Genomic DNA, 18,494 nt, shown 5'->3' with positions numbered 1-18,494 from the left:
TTTCTAAACATGATTCTATTCAGCGAGATCAACTTGAAATGATTACGTTAGATCAACTGGTGCCACCGAACCATTTGCAGTAACCAACATATCCGTAGCCGCCTCCGATCAACCCAACACAACTGCTTCATCAACGATTAAGAGGATTAACAAAACGGACCAAATCTGAAACCTCCACCGAATCCAAAACCGCCGTCACAACCTGACATATAGAATATCTCCTTTATTAAAAAGAGGAACTTAAGTGAGTTAAATCATTTTTCGTCCAATCAGGAAAGTGATATGACTTTCACAATTAAGTTTTCGTTCAAGTTGACTATATGGACAAGGGTTTTCACACAGAAAATAGGGGATAACCTTTTGGACTATTCTTTCGCTTTAGTACATTTGGACTTTTGCTTCTTTTTAAAACAAACGATTCCAAAAGAGTGGATTGGGTACAATATGAACAGAACTGATCCATAATAATATTTTGCCCAACAGTACATTAAATATTTTGAAACATAAGGAGGAAGTTTTTATGATTAATGAAAAAGTCGCTTTGATATTAGAAGATAAAATTAACGTTATTAAAGGTGATGAAAAATCCATTTATTTAGTCGGGCCTATCAAATTACCCGTTAACTTAGATGGCGAAACAACTATATTCCAATGGTATTGCTGGTTACCATGTGATAATATGGCAGGTCATTTTTGTAATGAAGGCTCTTATAATATGGAAAAGATCATTGAAACTTTAGCCTCTTCCAATTTAGCGGAAATGCAGCAATCCAGTGTGTTGCTGTATGGAGATTTTCAAAATTCCGCGGATGCTCTTATCCGGATGCATAGCATTTGTCATACTGGTGATATATTTGGCAGCAAACGATGTGATTGTGGCTTTCAACTAAAACATGCTATGAAAATGATTGCTGCTCAAGGAACCGGTGCTTTATTTTATTTAGCGAATCACGAAGGAAGAGGCATCGGATTATTTAGTAAAGCCATGGCTTATGTTCTGCAAGAAGAAGGATTGGATACGGTGGAAGCGAATTTAGAGCTTGGATTTGTGGATGATGCACGTAACTATGATGACGCCATTCGAGTGTTAAAAAAACTGCGCTCCAATCCAGTGACACTTATCACCAACAATCCGAGAAAATTAGAAGCCCTTCAAAATTCAGGTGCCAATGTTGCAGGCAGAATTCCGTTATGGGGAGATACCTCCGAGTTTAATGAAAAATATTTAGAAACTAAAGTCGTACGTTCCGGTCATTTAAAAGATGTTAAACAAAATGAATGATTCATTTGTTTTATATGAAATTGGCTTTACCCCATAAGGTAAAACCGAACTAAATCCCCTTGTTAGATATGTTTACCGAATGTTTCCAAATTGTTGGAATAAGAAAGCATTTTTTAGCGGGGGAACCACATGAATCATGAATGTAATATCATATTTATATTGTTAATAAAATGACTTGTTATGTAGAACAGACAACTAAATAAACTACGGGAAAACCAAATAATACAATCAATGAAAGAAATAACCCTAATTATGTGTCCTTTTTCACTTTGCTCCCTCCTTTCACTAAATTTATTCTGTGTTTTTAATATGCCTTCTTGCATTATTCATACTCTTATATCTACGAATTATTATAGAGATTTTTAATGCTTAATGTTGAACAAAACAACCCCGTTAGCACAAAATATAAAGCGATCTTCTTATTGAAAAATCGCACCCGTCCGTACAATAAGAACTCCTTATTAGGCATAATAATTTTATATAACAATTTCCTCAATGATTGAACTGCCTTCAGTTACTTCAGCGTCAAGCCATTTCCAATTTTAATATGGGCCTAATTCGCCCATCTGGTAAGACTTTTAGGAGTAGAAACACATTTCCTCCTAATTTCAATTTTGCTATTAACATGGTCATACCTTAACCTCTAAACAACTATCCGCTTTTACAATTCCAATCAGTGTTCCTTGTATGATTTGTCCCCACTATATGTTACTGAGATTATATGTCCTTCATGGTTATATTTAAAAATAGTCCTTAAAGAAACTTCTCCGTTAGTCTCAAGTGGGCATTGTAACGGTATTGTCTTTGTGCTGTATTACCATATCTTAACATTATTAATATATATGATTAATAATATATATATTTAGTTTTGTTATATTTAACTTGCTGTCCTAAGGGATAGTAATCATAAATATATAGGAGGAAAAGCTACGTGAAAAAAAACTCAAAAAAATTGATTTCAGTTGCCCTGACTCTAAGCATTGTGGGAGGGTATGGCAGTACTCTCTCTTTGGCAGCAGCTGATTCAAATCCAGATGTTAGTAAAGTGACCGTTACATTTAATGGCAATTCTACGAATTCTAAAGGATTCACTTGGTACACTTCACTGGATTCCAAGAACAGTGATTTACAGATTGTGAAAAAGACGGGCGTTAAGAAGCCTGATTTTAAGAAAGCCTTAAAATTTTCAGGTACTCAAAACATTTCTACAAATTCTCAAAAAGAGTATGTACATAAAGCAGAAGCAACTGGACTTAAGGCAGATACTGAATACTACTACCGTGTTGGAGATGCATCATTAAACAATTGGAGTGAAGTAGGTATGTTTACAACAGCACCCAAAAATGGTGCTTTTACCTTTATTGACTTGACCGATACTCAAGCTAAAACGGAAGATGAGGCGATCCTTTCGTCCGAAACCATTTCAAAAGCTTTAGATACGGTCCCTAACGCCGAGTTCATGGTTCATAATGGCGACTTAGTTGACGATGGAGTCAAAGAGGAACAATGGGATTGGCTACTAGGGCACTCTCAGGAAAGCTTGCTAAACACGACGTTTGCACCATCCGCGGGGAATCACGAGGATGAAAGTTATGCTTTTATCGACCATTTTAACCTGGATGTGCCTGAAAACTCAGCTACCGAAACAGGTGCCTATTATTCTTACGATTACAGTAACGCTCACTTTGTTGTCCTCAATAGCAACGAGGATTCTGAGAAATATGCGAACTTTTCGGAAAATCAAATTGAATGGTTGAAGGAAGATGTAAAAGCAGCCAAAGCTAATGGATCTAAATGGGTTATTGTTAATATTCACAAGGGACCTTATACGACTTCTAACCATGCAACGGATGATGATATCATGGATCCGAACGGAGTGAGAAACCAGGTGGCACCACTCATGGCGGAGCTTGACATTGACTTTGTCCTTCAAGGACATGACCATATTTATGCACGTACGAAACCGATCACGAGTAATGGTACGGCTTCAGAAACTGAAAAAATTATGGAAACTAAAAAAGGACAAACAGTTGAATATACCGTTAATCCAGATGGCGCTATTTATTTGATCCCTGCAACAGCTGGACCAAAAGTATATTACAAAAATCAAGATCCCGTACTTGGAGAAGCTTTCTATAATCTTTTCGAAGTAGCCGATGAAAATCATTCAGCGATCTATGGCCCAGACCCAAGCAATAACACCCGTCCAGTACGCGGCCAAATTCAAAACTTCGTTGGTATCAGCATGGATAAAGAAAAACTGACTGCCGTAACTTATGAGATTGATCAAAACAAGAATAATGCAGAACCTTATATTATTGATCAATTTGGTATCATCAAGAAATAACAGCTTTTCGAAAAGCCAACAAAGCATATTGTTAGGGAGATCTTCAGGGTCTCCCTTTCATTTTGTTTCACCCCCATTATTTTTCTTCTGGGGACACGGGGGCGGAACTTCCATTTACCTCATTTCACTAAATTTTGAACACGTTGATCCTTGTTTAAAAGATGACCTGTGAGGGATTCAAACACGCCCTTCCCTGTACAAACATTTCTTGTCCAATTTAATCTATCGTATTTATCCGAAGACTCTTCGTTTGGTATTCCAATCAAATCGAAAACATGGTCAAGCATCTCATTCATTTCAGCATCAAAAACTTCAATAGCTTTCGACATTACTGGTTCATTCAAAAAAACCTTTTTAAATGATTTTTGTTTTTCATAGTAATTTGAAAATGACTTAATTACATTTATTAATATTTCTTTCTGTTCCATATAGTAACACCTCTTTTATTCATTGCTGAATTAATCAATTAGTATCTTCACTTTTTTTCGCCACGCCAAATAGCAAATTGTTTTTCACTTTCCGCTTTCTGTTCGTCTGTTAATTTCCGCCAAATATAGAACTCGAAAATGTGTTTCATATATTGACTATGAATTCCCCTGCCAGAAAACAATTCATCCATTATTCTATTACGAATATCCTGCTGTATTTCAGGAAGACGATACCGCAAACAATATCCTGCTTCTTCTAAATTTCGAATGTTGGCTAGTCCCTTTGTATCCGGGTCAAATAACTTACTCTCCGTTTTCGACCTTTCAATTTCATCAAATATTGTTTCATCTTCATGTCCACGATAGCCGATTATGTAATTGTCTAATCTTTGATAACATTCTACATCGCCTCTGAATATCAAAAGTTCATCATATGGAACTCCTAAAATCCTGGAGAGTGTTATTAAATCAAGTTTATCAGGAAAAGATTTCCCACAATAATAATTAGAAATCGTTTTTCCTTCTCTTCCCATAATTTTTGCTAATTGTGATTGTGAAAAACCTGCTCTCTGAACTAAGAATTTTATTCTTTGACCAGTTGCTTTTTCAACAATCTTGTCCAAATATGAAAAGTCTTTTATTTGTTTATTTGTCAATTCTACGAGCCTCCTCAAGAGTAAACATATCCATATTATAGTTACGTTTTGTAGGCAAAAGAAGTAGAAAAATTCTTTCTAGAGTCATATAAAATCTTCTTTTACTATCCTGCCCCGTTAGTTGAAGAGGATTATTACATACAAAAAAAATGCTAAAAGCAATGCGATTTCAAGATTTTAGTTTATTGTATATTTCCTACTTCAACTCCTCCCCAAAAAGACAAGGTTATGCCTTTTGTAAAAACAAAATAAGACCTTCAACAATGAAGGTCTTAACTAATTTCCCTTATTAATAATACTTATCTACGCAATCGTTCTCTGTAGCCCACTTCAACAATAATTCTCTTTCCTCATTATCTAGTATATGTTGTTCATTAAAACCTTTCTTTAGAAGTATGTTCAGTCCTATGTATTTCTTTAGTCAAGTAATCGATATGCTTTTCCATGTTTTCTCTTAAAAATTGAGCACGAACTTTGAACTTCATTTTCTATTTGTTTATTTATCAAGCTTTCTAAGACAACTCCTCTTACTCAGGTCTTGTCTTATTGGATATCAGTTTAATTTCTCACTCAAAAGTCAGGTCCAGAGATATTCTCCAAGGAGGCTTCTTTTTCTTGTTTTAGGTAAAGTCGGGTCTCCATTTTCTTAGAGTACATTAATTTATTAGCATTTTATCTAATTCACGAACTTTATCATATGAATCCAATAGTTGTTCAGGTATTAATGTTCTCCCATAATCCCAAGCATTAGTTTCTATTTCAGATTTTAGCTTTTCTTTTTCTTCTTCGTGACCATACATTAAAATCCTTAAATCATGTTTGTTTTTCTTAAAATCTAAATAATATCCAAGCATACGATAAAGAATAATTTTAACAAAGTCTTCCTCTGTCTCTTTAATTCTAATTTTCCCTTTATAACCGTTAACTTGAAGGTAATTGAATTTTATAGTATTGGTCGATACGTTATAACTCATAGGTGCACTTAGATTATTGTCAAATTCACAAATAATATCCAAATGGTGCTCATTTAATGTGTTATTAATTATCTTTTCGATATCGCTTATATAAAGCATTTAACTATCACTTCCCTTTTAAAGACTTACTTCATTATAGTAGTAGATTAAGTTATTCTTCCCTTATCAATATAATAAACTGTTGAGAAATTAAAATCACAAAGAAAAAATAAAGGAAATATTTACTATATAATACTGAAGTGGAGGGTAAGTCCTACGAGAAGTGTGATTAATCCCCTAATAGGAAAGGAATTTACTTTTAATTACTCTTCTATACTTTCCTCCATCTATTTATTTCCCTTTAAAACTTTCTATCATTGGTTGTAATTATTCTTGATATTGTTCTACCATCATTTTTCAAGTGAAGGCATTGTATTATACTTTTCAAGCCAAGAAACGTAATGAAGTGCTACATTATGCGCAATAGCAAAGTAGGGGACAGGTTCGTTGTAACCACTCTCTCTGTGAGCTGAAAATCTATCTCTGAAGTCTTTCATCGTTTGCCAATATTTTGCATAGTCTTCAAGCGGCATGTTCAGACCTTCCAAGAAGTATTCCCGTGCATGGTATTTGGTAGTAAAGGTAATCCAACACATTATAGTAAAGTGTATTTTTCCGAAGAATATGATTATGTACCTTTTAAAGAAAAGCCAAAAATACGGTCTTATTTTTAACCTCCATCGTTAGCAGATAAGCAAAAGGCTTTTCTCAAAGTTCCTTGAAATATTAATTATTACAAATAATTGACCTGTAGTACGTTTACATCCTTTTCTATCCGCCACCATTACGTCACCAATTAAGTAAAAAATACAAAATGAACTAATTCTTTATAAATAAAAAAAGGCCCAAATCCTTGTTACATAAAGGATTTGAGCCTTTGTTAGTTGATGACCTGTAAGGGATTCAAACACGCCCTTCCCTGTCAAAACTAATTCCATTGTAATATAAATAAAATTGTATCAACCAAACTTTTGGCGCTTAATCGAGTATGGATTATTTAAGGTGCCAAGAGCAGGATTCTCATACACTTGACTTGCCCAGGTCTCACTTTACCAAGCACTCTACTATGATAAATCCTTTTTCATAGAAGTATCTTATATAACTACCGAAAGAGAATATAATCATTTTTGCGGTTCGTGCATATCCCAATGAAATTTATATGAGTTATTAAAAATAAGTTCAATATATTTTTAAATTATGGTATTTGCTGTATTATACATTCTAGCAGGTTCCACAGCCTAGCCTTAGTATGTTGGAAAGTCTTCTCCAACAGTAGAATCTATAACTCCACTAAACAATACCAGGACAGTATTAGTTTTTCTCACCGTTTTTCGCATTGCTAACCTCATTTTTTTCAGCCCTTTTTGCTCTCCGCCCCTATAATCCGGTTGGAAAAACATTCTTTTTTCTTCTAATATACTTTCTATTGCACTTCTTTTGCAGGGACTAAGTAAAGATAGTGTCTAACTTTTTGGGTTCACTTCAGTATTCCAGACCTCTTTCATAATCACATCCGATGCGTGAATCAACTACCTTTTGGATTTATCTTTTGTAGATTTTGCTATTGCTAAAAAAATGATGTTAATATAGAAGTAGCTATTTAAAAAAATTATAGGAGTGAAGGACAATGAGTGTACATAAAGCCCTTACGTTACATGCTCAAAAACAAAATCAACTTTTTACTGAATTTTCCCTATTAGACCAACAACGTGAAGATTATATTCAAAGAGCTATAGAATTATGTAAGGCTGAAAAGGATTTTACAACAGACCATATTAATCAAATCACTATGCAAATCAATGTTCTTGCAAACCAAAGGCTAATACCTACTCGTAAATTAGTTACCCCAGAAATGGTTCATTCATATGTGGAGTCATTAAAGTAAAATAATTTACTGATCTCTTAGTCGTAAGAAAAAGCACCGAGCATCGGTGTTAACCCTCGACCTCCTAATCAAATATTAAAGATAATTTATAGCCCCAGAAATGAGGGCTCTTTTTCTTTTAATCTAATAAAAAGAGTTAATTTTGAAAAAATACTTTCGTTGGTTTTCTTGTAATTTATGTTGTTAGCTTGATGGGCATGCCATCAAAACGCGGATTTACAACGCTAAGGAGTGTGTAAAAAATAACCGGTTTTCACCACGGTAAGGGTGTAACCGGTACTTATTACTATTATTGGTTGTTCCACGGTCGTAATGATTCTAAGGTAGTAACCCTTTTTTAATCAAATCGATACTCTAAAAGTTATATTTTGTTAACTTTGTTTCGCTATTTTATCTCTAATCTCCGCAATGGATAAGCCAGATTTCTTTAAGCTTTTAATAGTCTCAACTCTTTCCACTGCTGCTTCTCGAGGGTAACGACGTGTTAAGTTTTCATCTAATTGTTCAAATGGAATTAAATTAGCTTCGGTATAATATTTTAATGTACTGTATCTCAAATCAGTTATTCGAGCCAGTTCACCGATAGATATATACTCAGATTTCAAAATATCTTCTAATGAACGTCTCCTTGACACTTAAATCCCCCCTTATGAACCTGCCGAAGCAGAAGCAATGATTGTAGTAATTGTGTGTGATAACGCATCAATCATTGCAAAAATTTCTTTGTTAGCCGTATCATTGCGAAGCATAGATAATTTGTCATTAAGGTCTTCTTCCTCGAATTTACTGAAATAGTTCTTCAACATACGACTGCCTATTAACAAACTTGAAAGAACAACTGTATCGGTTGAAACTGGTCCCTCTTCTAATAATTCTGCACGAATTTGTTCTACAATTAATTTTTTAGCACCTTCACTGGGTATAAAGTGGTTGGATCGTCCTAATAAGCCAGCATTTGTTTTGGAGACCAAATCCAATTCCACTAAAGAATCACCGACTGCGTTGAATAATTCCTTGAATAAATTTCGTTTAGTAACTATTCCTCTTGCTAATTTTTTCAGGGATATTGAATTATCTTCGGAAATCATATTATAGATTGAACCCAAATACCCTTTATTACTTGGTAAATCTTGTTTTACTGTCACTTGATTCTCCGAAAACGAAACAATATCTTCTGCTATAAGTTCTAAAATTCCACTGGCAACCATAAAAGCACGAACCCTCATACTACCAATAGCGGCAACACTGCCTTTATCATTTAGTGCTAATAATAAATATTTTTGCGAAATTTCCATATCCTTCATAAAAAACACCTCTCATTAGTTTTAGTCCAATTCAATAATGTGACTTACCGTTTATCACTTATTACTTATCACTTATTACTTATTACTTATTACTTATTACTTATCACTTATCACTTATCACTTATCACTTACTACTTATGATTTAAACTATGCATTTTATTTCTTTTTGTGTCAAGTAAATTTAATTTTGGGAGCAAAAAATGGGCTGTCTCAAAATCATTTTTTCACGATTTTGAGGCAGCCCCTTCTTTTTTGATATTAAGGCTTAGTGATTGTTGTTTTTAAAACTAAACTATTTAAGGTTGATTGGAGCGGAAGTGCGAGACTCCTGCGGGAGCAGCGGGACAGGTGAGACCCCACAGGCGTTTACGCCGAGGAGGCTCACCGCCCGCACCAAGGAAAGCGAGCATCTGGAGGGGAAATCAACCACAACTCACTACCTGGTAAATAGCAACAAAGTATTTGAAAACAGCCAATAATAAAAAAAGGGCTAATTTATTAGTCCTTCTTTTATTATTTTGATTCCATTTATGCTTGATTTTTTTGTACGGCCGTACTAAAGTTAGTACATGCGTACAAATGATAAGGTAAATAAACAAGAAAATCGTTCTTTTATTGAAGAAACTAGACGTGCTCAAATTGTTGCCTGTGCAATTAAAGTAATTGCTACAAAGGGTTTTGTGAATGCTTCTATATCGGAGATTGCTAAGGAAGCTGGAATAAGTAAAGGGGTGATTTCTTATCATTTTTCCAGCAAAGATGAACTGATACAGCAGGTCGTAATAGAAGTTTATCATGCAGGTGCAATCTTTATGGAATCTCATATGAAAGGAAAAAGCACTGCAAAAGACATTTTAAAAGCTTATATTGAATCGAATTTAAAATTCATGGATGATAACCCCCAAAATATTATTGCTGTGACAGAGATTTTGGCCAATGCCCGCACGAAAGAAGGAAAGCGCCTCTATGATAGGACAGCAAATGAGCAAATATTAGCACCGATTATTCAGCTTTTACATCAAGGGCAACAAGATGGCAATTTTAGAACATTAAATGCTTTTTCTGCAAAGGTATTAGCAACCACTATTCGTAATGCTATTGATGGGGTTGGATTACAGTTAGCTTTGGATTCTGATTTGGATCTCGAATCCTACACAAAGGAACTGATAACACTGTTTGATTTAGCAACTCGAAAAGAAAATTAATTGTCCTTCAGCGGAATCTAAATTTGAAGAAAGAAGTGTTTTTATGCAAAGTAATAATAAATCAATTGATAATGCTATTGGTCAGGTAATCAAATTACAAATTATCTTTTTTGCGATGAGTATTCTGCTTTTAGTACTGGATTTTATATTTCGAGACAACATTAATGGATATGTATGGCTGCGTTCGGGGGGACTTGCCATCCTTTCACTGGTTTATATAAGATTTGGTTTTAAGTTAAAGGAAAGAAAGCGATCAGCGTATATACGTGTTATGATCATATCTATTGTGGGTGCTTTTGGTATTTATGCATTAGCAATTGGTGGTGGGGATGTATATCCATTATGGATGCGGTTAGAACAAGGGATACAAGGGTTATTGTTAATTATGATGATCATTATTCTTACACGTCCCAAAAATCGAATCGATTTTGCTAAGGAACAGAAATAAGAGAAAAAAGGAAAGCAAATGGTTTTGAAGTATACCGCAATCGGACGCTTTTCTGAATGAAGGATCAGGATCTGATTAATTACGGAAAACCAGCTAATATCTTGATGGGGGATTAGATGGTTTTATCACCGACCCAAAATTATGAAAGCTATGAAACTTTCAACTTAATAGGTATTCGCTGGTCCATATCGAGTTCAAAGGTCCCGTATGGATTGACATGATGATAAAACAAAGGTGTTAATCCCCTAAAATCTTCGGGAGTCATTTTCTTCAGCCAATATTGGTTGTTGACATAAAGAACTTCTTGAGCCATTAAGGTATTCATATAGACTAAGCAATTTTGCAGCAATTGAAGTGATAAGGCAGACACCTCTTGATCCCCTATAGAATTGGAACGCATTTCACTGTTTTTTCCATGAAAAATATAGGTATTCACCGAGTTTCATTGTTCCACTGTATTTAATCCTTCATGAATCTCCCTACGAATCTCTAGCCATTTGTGTTCTGGTTCGTGCAATTGTATTTTACCTTGTGATTCCCTTAGGAAAGCTTCATTTTAATTTACGCGATAAACTGTATAATTGGATAGCGTCAGGAAAATGCGGATTTACAACGTTAAGGGAATTTCGATATTAAAAAACCCAATTTCTCAGCATTAAAATTGAGTGGGCTTTTTTCGTTACTCCATTAAAGCGCCCGATTGATGAATAAAAAACAATTCTTTTTTATTGATTGTTTTAAAGAATATTTTCCGGTAGATGTTTTTTAGCTAGTATTACTTGTTGCACATGATAATAAAAATTAATCTTGATATATTTTTTGAGCTTTCATATTTAAATCCATGATACTGATAATTTTGTTTTTTGTACATTTCTCTAGGAGTGTCTTCTCCGTCGGTTCCCTTGAAATATTAATTATTACAAATTATTGTCCCGTAATACGTTTTACTCCTTCTGTATCCAGAAAAGAGACCCAAACCCCTGTGATATCAAGGATTTAAGCCTTTGTTAGTTGATGACCTGTGAGGGATTCGAACCCACGACCCCTTCCCTGTCAAAGTCCGTGCCTCAATACAAAATCCCTATCCATGTTTTCACAGCCGTCGCTAGAATCAATAGAGCCAATATGACTTGCAGCACTTTTACATTCATTTTTTTACCGGCCATTGCCCCAAGCGGAGATGCTATTAAACTAGCAACAACCATGATCAATGCCGGATAGAAATCAACTTGCCCTGTTGAGATTTTCCCTGCTGTTGCACCAATGGATGAAATGAATGTGATTGCTAAAGAAGAAGCGATGGTAACCCTGGTTGGAATTCTTAAAACGATGAGCATGATGGGAACTAATAGAAAGCTCCCTCCAGCCCCGACTATTCCAGACCCTAATCCAACGATTAATGCAAGTATGGCCGCAAGCCATTTGTTAAAGGTAACTTGATCCAAGGGAATGTCATCTATGCCTTTCTTCGGAATGAACATCATGACAGCCGCTATCAAAGCCAAAATGCCATAGACGATATTCACTCCGCCTTCCGACATCGATTGTGATCCAAAGCTTCCAACCACGCTTCCGATTAGAACGCTGATCCCCATATAGAATATGAGCGTTTTATTTAAATGTCCGCTCTTACGATAGCTCCATACACCTCCGATGGAAGCGAAAAAGACTTGTACAGCACTTATCCCTGTCACATCATGGGCACTAAATGCCACTAAACCGAAGATGGGGGGAATAAACAGAAGCATTGGATAATTTATAATCGAGCCCCCGATGCCGAGCATTCCAGAAACATATGAACCTATAAAACCAATTAAAAAGATGGTAATGATAAAGATGATATCCATTGTACCTGCCTCCCTTAAAAGAAGGGAACCCTAATGGTTCCCTTCTCTTTATCAGCCTTTCCTGATCCAAAATTTCAGTATATCATTTTCTTCTGCCGTTTCCACTAGTTCATGGCCACCGGATCTTGACCAAGCAGCTAAGTCGGCTTTAGCTCCTTTATCGGTTACATGTATTTCCAGCACTTGTCCGGTTTGCAAATCATTCATCGCTTTTTTCGTCTTAACAATCGGCATTGGACATGCAAGTCCCCTAGCATCTAACACTTTATCTGAAATCATTTTTCATCTCTCCTAATGGCTTCATTTTTTATCAGGTTTAGCGAACCGCACAACGATTTGGTCCGATTTCCATTTCGCGCTGTTTTTCATCATCGGGCTCGATTTTCCCCATATTGGTTTCGCGAATGTCTTGATAAGCATTCGGTTGAGGTGGTAAATTACCTGTTACCAGCTCTCTGAATTCTATTTCATCGGCAATGTTCATTCCATGATTTTCAGCAAACAGCGTTCCCAACTTTTTAGCGACACTTCCGTCTTCATTCAATTCATCAATGATCATGAAATGTGATGGCAATACGATTAACTCGTCCGATAGTTCCCTATAACGTGTATACAGTGTTTCTCTCAAGTCCCCTACCCAATCTTCAGCCAATCCCGCTAAGTCCGGTCTGCCAATGGAATCGATGAATAGTATATCTCCGGAAAGCAGGTATTTTCCATCGACCACAAAAGATGTGGAGCCAATGGTGTGGCCAGGGGAGTATAATGCTTCGATATCAATCGCTGAATGACCGATCTTTATCACTTTACCGCTTTCTAATGGCTGATATTCAAAAGTTACCTCAGCTGCATCTTTTGGCGGCAGCCAGTAATCTGCATTTGTCCTTTCCGCTATTCGTCTTCCTCCTGAAATGTGATCGGCATGTAGGTGTGTATCTAGAACATGTGTAATTTTCACTCCGATACCATCGGCGAAATCAATGTAGGCATCAATCATTCTTGTGGAATCAATAACGGCTGCTTCACCATTTGAAACGACCATGTATGATAAACAGCCTTTACCAAGTCGCACAAATTGGTAAATTTCTCCGGCATTGGTCAACTCGCCGATTTTCACCGGTTCCAAATGTTCACTCCATGCTTTCATTCCACCCTTTAAGTAAGAAACATCCAATCCAGCTTCAAAAAGCATCTCAGCTACCATAACGGATGAGCCTTCCTTTGCACATACAACCAGGATTTCCTTATGTGCCGGAATTTGATCGATGATTTCTTCAACGCCATCCAGTAAATCGAAGTAAGGGATATTAAGGAATTCAAAATTCTCCCCTTCCATTTTCCACTCGTTAAAATCACTTTCATTTCGAACATCCAAAATGAATAAGTCCGTTTTATTGATTACTTTCTTTGAAACCTCCGCCGCTGTCATTGGATTAACTGCCATTATTTATACCCCCTACAGTATTTAACATTTCAAATTTTTTTACTTTAAAAGGATAAGGTTACATCAGCATCCTTAGCGAACTCTAAAAATGTGACCGCTCCACCCACTTCGATGCCGTCAACGAAAGCTTCTTTTTCCAACCCCATAACATCCATAGTCATTTGACACCCAATAAACTTAACGTTCATTTCCTGGGCCATAGTAACTAACTCTGGAATGGAAGGAATATTAGCCTTTTTAAATCCTTCGGCAAAATGATCTTTACCTTCAGGCATTGTCAGTTGTACATTTGCTTCTTTATGAATTAAGTTTAAGCCTTCGAAAGTAAAGAAAATGGCCACTTCTTGATCCATTGCTGCCGCTGCCGTTGCGATGTTAAACACTTTATATGCGTCAAATAACCCACCATTACTTGCGATTATAGCCACTTTTTTAGACATGATATATTCCTCCATTTTAAGTCTCTTTTATTTTATTCACTGATTTTTGGGTAGGACCATTCCACTGGCTCATGCCAGGTTCAACATTGAATACCTGTTCAAATCCAGCTGCCGTCAGTTTTTGTGCAGCCAGATCACTTCGGCTGCCAGTGCGGCAAATCACGAAAATCTCGGAATCTTTATCCAATTCACGCATACGTTGTTCCAATTCACCCATCGGGAGGGATTTAGCTGTTGGAATATGATTGAAAGCATACTCTGCCGCTTCTCGTACATCAAGGATGGTGGTGTTTTGATTTCCTTCAATTTTTTGAAGAAGGCTGTCATTTGAAATGACTTTTTGATGCTTCTTCTCTTGTTGCTCTTCTCCGCTTGCTTTCCGAAGATAATGTTTTAGTGTGGTCCCTCCTTCAACCGTACCCAAATATTGATGACCTGTACTTTCGGCCCAGGCTTTCATATCGGCAGTTGACCCTTTATCAGTCGCTTGAACTTCAAGCACTTCCCCTGCTGCCAGGCCGTGCATGGCTTTTTTCGTTTTTACGATTGGCATTGGGCAAGCTAAACCTTTAGCAAAACGGAATTTGTTTTAATCATTTTATTTCCTCCTTATGTTTTTTATAGAGATGGGGGTATATTAAGCTTTAAAAATTATTCTATGGGACCTTCCCATTCATTCATGCCGCCCACCATGTTCAACACTTTATATCCATGATCCTCAAGTAACTGCGCTGCCCTTGAACTTCTGCCCCCTGACCGGCAGACCATGATATACTCTTTTGATTTATCCAGATCCTGCATTCTAAATTCCACTAGGCCCAACGGGATGTTCAAAGCATTTGGTATTTTCCCTGCCTTTACTTCATCCACCTCCCGCACATCAATAATATGGACTGGCGAGTTTCCCTTCAATAATGCACTCACTTCATTCGGTAAAATTTCTTTCATCTTTATCATATCCTCCTTTTATTCGCGCCAAGAACTCATGCCGCCCTTTACGTTGGTGACATCATTAAATCCGAGTTTTTTCAAAGTTTTACATGCATTACTGCTCCGCATCCCGCTTTGGCAAATCACAACAACTTCTTTATCTTTTGAAAGTTCTTGTGCCCTTTTGCCAAGTTCGTTTAAAGGTATATTTTTAAAGACCTTAATATGATTGCCCCTAAATTCATTAGGAGTACGGACATCAATGAATTGCTTACTTCCTTTGTTATTCAACGCAGCTTTTAACTCCGCCGCTTTAATATTTTTTATCCCCTTTGCCGGAACAAATCGCTGATATAAAAACCAAACGATGACACCCAATATGATGAGATTAAATATGGTTCCCATTTGAACTCATCCCTCCGGTACCCCAATTTATATAAATAAGTTTACATTTCCATCCTCTGCTTCGGCTAAATAAGCCGCTACACCTGCATATTCTATTCCATCCATTAATTCCTCTTGCTGCAAGCCCAATAAATCCATCGTCATCGTACAGGCAATCAGTTTCACATCTTGTTCTTGGGCCAACTCAATTAAATTCGGGAGTGACATGGCATTATGTTTTTTCATCACGTGCTTGATCATTTTCGGCCCGATTCCAGCAAAGTTCATGTTGGATAGACCCATTTTATCAGAACCACGGGGCATCATTTTTGCAAACATTTTTTCAAGAAAGCCTTTTTTTAATGACAGCGGCTCATCTTTCCTTAAAGCATTCAATCCCCAGAATGTATGGAAGATGGTCACTTTATGATCGTAGGCTGCGGCACCATTTGCGATGATATAAGCAGCCATTGCCTTATCATAATCACCACTAAATAAAATGATCGTCGTTCTTCTCTTTTCGGTCATATATTTTTCCCCCTAAGCCTATTTCTATTACCTGTATAGGTATATAATCCGTAAAAAAACATTCATTTCTATATACCCTATAGGGTATATAATATGACGAAAAATACTGTTGGTCAACCCTCTTTAAATAGAATTTTCTATTCTTCATAAATTTTTTTATTTAATTGGGCCATGATTGATTTGAGTTAAACCTTCATTTACTTCTAATATTTTCCCATTAACCTCCTCTATGCCAAAACCTTTTAAACGTGCTGTGTGCATAGTCAAGTACTTACAGGCTGATTCCCTTGACTCAAACAGATATATGCCACCAGCTTCCTTCGCTTCCCGATCTTCGGTCCAAATCTTCCAGATCATACCTTCTTTATCATTGATGCTTTTAGCTAAACCAGCAAACCCTTCCACCATCTCGTGACCAAATGGCCCTTCCATTTTAAAATCAACTTGTAATATATAAGCCATGAATAACTCTCTCCTTTTTTAGGTCAGGTGCTCTTTTACCTGCTTTTAATCAATAACTCAACGGCTTCCTTGACAAGATGTTCAGTGCCTTCACCTTTTTCGACATTTTCCCGAACGCATTGTTCTAGATTGGCACTTACGATAACGCCCATGCTCCTATCGATGGCATTACGTGCAGCAGCTAACTGAGTGATGATTTCCCTGCAACCTTTCCCCTGCTCCATCATTCCAATAACTCCCTTGATTTGTCCTTCAATCCGCTTCAAGCGATTAAGGACACTTTTATCATATTCCATATTCTGCCCACCCATCTATTTACAAACACAATCACTGAGTCACATAACTGGTTACCCTAATTCCTGTTCCAATTAAGAAACGCAGCCCCAAGTTCACTTCCAATTTATAAGAAGCAATTACATGAATGTTTTCATGTGGGATTTCTTCATTAAAACATTTCAAATAGGCATAAGGGAAAACCTCTTCATCACATTGTCACGTTTATGATTAGAAGCCCTAATATCAAAAAAATCCTGTACTTCATTCAACTCTTAACAGGAACATACCGTTTATACAAAAACGGGACCAAAATAAGTAAAAATATTACAATAAATAAAATTTGTGCTTTTTACTCTTTAGTTTACTCACTCCTAACTTATGAGCTTATAATATACCTCCAGGGGTATATTGTCAAACTAAATAATTTCACAAAGTATATATACAAAAGAGTTAAGGGCCCAACAAATTATTTAAAATGCAAGTTAAAAACATACATAACACCGTTCAAAATTTTATGAACGGTGTTAATTCCTCTAATTTCCCCATTTTTTTGATGTTTCCCCTTGTTTCTGTGCCCATTTTCTAAATAAAGCAATTACCTGCTTCATTCTCTGTCAACTATCTTTGAAAAGTCATCAAGAGTACTTGAATACTTGATATAGGTTCGTGGTAAAAGATAGAGTTCATCTTTAATACCCTTCTCAATAAATGGTCCAGGAGTTGTCGTAAGTCCAAACAAATAGTATTTCTTCGTTTCTGCTACGACTTTATCGTTGAAATTCCCGTAAGGATACGCAAGAACATTAACTGGTTTACCCGTTATTTTTTGAATTTTATCTTTAGACCCTTTCAGTTCATATTCATAATTTTTTATTTTCGTCAAATCGGGATGTGTAGCAGTATGAGACTGGATTGAGATTATCCCCGAATCAGCCATCAGTTTTAAATCCGATTTCGATAATCTGTTGGAACGACCGATAAAGTCAGAAATAACAAAAATGGTGCCAGTTGGTTTAAAATGTTCGGTTTTCAGTTTTTGAAAGATTGCGAATGCATTCAGATTGTTTTTGTACCCGTCATCAAAGGTAATGAAAATGGGTTTGTTTACTTTATTAATGTCTTGCCACCGATCAAAAGTTAATAATGTGAAGCCATGGTCTCGCAAATACAACATTTGTTTCTCGAAATTCTTCGGGGTTACATATAACTCCTTAGAACCCTGCCCATTAAACTCGTCAATCGAATGATAAATCAAGATGGGCACTTCTAGTTGCTTACCGAAAGCATGAGATGCGGGAGATGCGAACACAAATGTGAGAAATAAGGAAATCAATACAATATTTTTCATAGAACTCCTTCCTGAAGTACTTTGTTTTCATATATGGTCCCACAAAGTCCTAGAAAAAATCAGAATCACCTTGAAAGATTACATGCACACATACCAATCCATCTATTCCCTTCGCGTCCACTTTGAATCCTTTAAATACTCATGATTTTCATAGTACAAATAACATTAAAATGTGCGCGCTACCTCTTGTACGATAAAACGATCATCATTTGTTCTTAACATCCATAATAAACTGATGGTAGCTGCATTGTTAAAATACATTTAAAA

The 18,494-nt window shown here is 36.2% G+C and carries 21 protein-coding genes and 2 pseudogenes; 5 read left to right on the top strand and 18 right to left on the bottom strand.

Annotated elements, in window-relative coordinates; genetic code table 11:
- The first annotated feature begins 520 nt into the window (after positions 1 to 520).
- Positions 521 to 1,282, top strand: coding sequence for a GTP cyclohydrolase II (locus tag SB775_RS17240; RefSeq protein WP_410862423.1), 762 nt, complete (start codon positions 521 to 523; stop codon positions 1,280 to 1,282).
- Between the two features lie 931 nt (positions 1,283 to 2,213).
- The gene (locus SB775_RS17235; RefSeq protein WP_410862422.1) at positions 2,214 to 3,629 is read left to right on the top strand and encodes a purple acid phosphatase family protein; all 1,416 of its coding nucleotides are present in this window, start codon (positions 2,214 to 2,216) and stop codon (positions 3,627 to 3,629) included.
- A 119-nt stretch (positions 3,630 to 3,748) separates the two neighbouring features.
- On the opposite strand, the gene SB775_RS17230 is transcribed toward SB775_RS17235, so the two are convergent.
- From SB775_RS17230 to SB775_RS17215, 4 genes are all read right to left on the bottom strand, one after another.
- Positions 3,749 to 4,057 (bottom strand): hypothetical protein, encoded by a 309-nt coding sequence (locus SB775_RS17230; RefSeq protein WP_410862420.1) that lies wholly within the window; start codon positions 4,055 to 4,057, stop codon positions 3,749 to 3,751.
- A 47-nt stretch (positions 4,058 to 4,104) separates the two neighbouring features.
- On the bottom strand, positions 4,105 to 4,713 hold the full coding sequence (locus tag SB775_RS17225; RefSeq protein ID WP_410862418.1) for a helix-turn-helix domain-containing protein: 609 nt from the start codon (positions 4,711 to 4,713) through the stop codon (positions 4,105 to 4,107).
- A gap of 656 nt (positions 4,714 to 5,369) precedes the next feature.
- The gene (locus tag SB775_RS17220; protein ID WP_410862417.1) at positions 5,370 to 5,786 is read right to left on the bottom strand and encodes a hypothetical protein; all 417 of its coding nucleotides are present in this window, start codon (positions 5,784 to 5,786) and stop codon (positions 5,370 to 5,372) included.
- 290 nt (positions 5,787 to 6,076) lie between these two features.
- Positions 6,077 to 6,259, bottom strand: coding sequence for a hypothetical protein (locus tag SB775_RS17215; protein ID WP_410862415.1), 183 nt, complete (start codon positions 6,257 to 6,259; stop codon positions 6,077 to 6,079).
- 1,094 nt (positions 6,260 to 7,353) lie between these two features.
- Here SB775_RS17215 and SB775_RS17210 point away from each other — a divergent pair.
- A complete protein-coding gene (locus SB775_RS17210) occupies positions 7,354 to 7,611 on the top strand; it encodes a DUF2533 family protein (RefSeq protein WP_089363281.1) in 258 nt (85 codons plus the stop codon).
- A 371-nt stretch (positions 7,612 to 7,982) separates the two neighbouring features.
- Here SB775_RS17210 and SB775_RS17205 read toward each other — a convergent pair whose 3' ends face one another.
- Together SB775_RS17205 and SB775_RS17200 are read right to left on the bottom strand one after the other, a co-directional pair.
- Positions 7,983 to 8,246 carry a MerR family transcriptional regulator gene (locus tag SB775_RS17205; protein ID WP_089363280.1) on the bottom strand — a complete coding sequence of 88 codons (264 nt, stop codon included), beginning with the start codon at positions 8,244 to 8,246 and terminating at the stop codon, positions 7,983 to 7,985.
- A gap of 12 nt (positions 8,247 to 8,258) precedes the next feature.
- Positions 8,259 to 8,915: a GPP34 family phosphoprotein gene (locus SB775_RS17200; RefSeq protein WP_410862413.1), complete on the bottom strand. Its 657-nt coding sequence runs from the start codon at positions 8,913 to 8,915 to the stop codon at positions 8,259 to 8,261.
- A 569-nt stretch (positions 8,916 to 9,484) separates the two neighbouring features.
- Here SB775_RS17200 and SB775_RS17195 point away from each other — a divergent pair.
- Together SB775_RS17195 and SB775_RS17190 are read left to right on the top strand one after the other, a co-directional pair.
- Positions 9,485 to 10,120, top strand: coding sequence for a TetR/AcrR family transcriptional regulator (locus SB775_RS17195; protein WP_410862411.1), 636 nt, complete (start codon positions 9,485 to 9,487; stop codon positions 10,118 to 10,120).
- Positions 10,121 to 10,163: 43 nt separating this feature from the next.
- Positions 10,164 to 10,568, top strand: a complete 405-nt coding sequence (locus tag SB775_RS17190; protein ID WP_410862409.1) for a hypothetical protein — start codon at positions 10,164 to 10,166, stop codon at positions 10,566 to 10,568.
- A gap of 148 nt (positions 10,569 to 10,716) precedes the next feature.
- Here the strand turns inward: SB775_RS17190 and SB775_RS17185 are convergent.
- From SB775_RS17185 to SB775_RS17130, 12 genes and pseudogenes are all read right to left on the bottom strand, one after another.
- A pseudogene (locus tag SB775_RS17185) lies at positions 10,717 to 11,058 on the bottom strand (Tn3 family transposase); the annotation flags it as partial.
- A 577-nt stretch (positions 11,059 to 11,635) separates the two neighbouring features.
- Positions 11,636 to 12,415 carry a sulfite exporter TauE/SafE family protein gene (locus tag SB775_RS17180; protein ID WP_410862407.1) on the bottom strand — a complete coding sequence of 260 codons (780 nt, stop codon included), beginning with the start codon at positions 12,413 to 12,415 and terminating at the stop codon, positions 11,636 to 11,638.
- Positions 12,416 to 12,466: 51 nt separating this feature from the next.
- Positions 12,467 to 12,694, bottom strand: coding sequence for a sulfurtransferase TusA family protein (locus SB775_RS17175; RefSeq protein WP_089363273.1), 228 nt, complete (start codon positions 12,692 to 12,694; stop codon positions 12,467 to 12,469).
- 37 nt (positions 12,695 to 12,731) lie between these two features.
- The gene (locus SB775_RS17170; RefSeq protein WP_410862405.1) at positions 12,732 to 13,859 is read right to left on the bottom strand and encodes an MBL fold metallo-hydrolase; all 1,128 of its coding nucleotides are present in this window, start codon (positions 13,857 to 13,859) and stop codon (positions 12,732 to 12,734) included.
- 44 nt (positions 13,860 to 13,903) lie between these two features.
- Positions 13,904 to 14,299 carry a DsrE/DsrF/DrsH-like family protein gene (locus tag SB775_RS17165; protein WP_410862403.1) on the bottom strand — a complete coding sequence of 132 codons (396 nt, stop codon included), beginning with the start codon at positions 14,297 to 14,299 and terminating at the stop codon, positions 13,904 to 13,906.
- Between the two features lie 16 nt (positions 14,300 to 14,315).
- Positions 14,316 to 14,873: pseudogene (locus SB775_RS17160) on the bottom strand (rhodanese-like domain-containing protein); the annotation flags it as partial.
- Positions 14,874 to 14,950: 77 nt separating this feature from the next.
- Positions 14,951 to 15,247 carry a rhodanese-like domain-containing protein gene (locus SB775_RS17155; protein ID WP_125162037.1) on the bottom strand — a complete coding sequence of 99 codons (297 nt, stop codon included), beginning with the start codon at positions 15,245 to 15,247 and terminating at the stop codon, positions 14,951 to 14,953.
- Positions 15,248 to 15,265: 18 nt separating this feature from the next.
- Complete coding sequence (locus SB775_RS17150) at positions 15,266 to 15,634, bottom strand: rhodanese-like domain-containing protein (protein ID WP_410862401.1); 369 nt, start codon at positions 15,632 to 15,634, stop codon at positions 15,266 to 15,268.
- A 27-nt stretch (positions 15,635 to 15,661) separates the two neighbouring features.
- Entirely contained in the window at positions 15,662 to 16,141 is a 480-nt protein-coding gene (locus tag SB775_RS17145; RefSeq protein WP_410862399.1) for a DsrE/DsrF/DrsH-like family protein, read from the bottom strand.
- A 156-nt stretch (positions 16,142 to 16,297) separates the two neighbouring features.
- Positions 16,298 to 16,603 carry a monooxygenase gene (locus SB775_RS17140; protein ID WP_410862397.1) on the bottom strand — a complete coding sequence of 102 codons (306 nt, stop codon included), beginning with the start codon at positions 16,601 to 16,603 and terminating at the stop codon, positions 16,298 to 16,300.
- Positions 16,604 to 16,638: 35 nt separating this feature from the next.
- Entirely contained in the window at positions 16,639 to 16,899 is a 261-nt protein-coding gene (locus tag SB775_RS17135; RefSeq protein ID WP_410862395.1) for a metal-sensitive transcriptional regulator, read from the bottom strand.
- A 584-nt stretch (positions 16,900 to 17,483) separates the two neighbouring features.
- The gene (locus SB775_RS17130; protein ID WP_061462778.1) at positions 17,484 to 18,227 is read right to left on the bottom strand and encodes a polysaccharide deacetylase family protein; all 744 of its coding nucleotides are present in this window, start codon (positions 18,225 to 18,227) and stop codon (positions 17,484 to 17,486) included.
- Positions 18,228 to 18,494 lie beyond the last annotated feature (267 nt).

This window comes from Peribacillus sp. SIMBA_075, from assembly GCF_046534585.1.
Note: the sequence above shows the minus strand (reverse complement) of the source record. Positions and strands in the feature narration are given on the sequence as shown.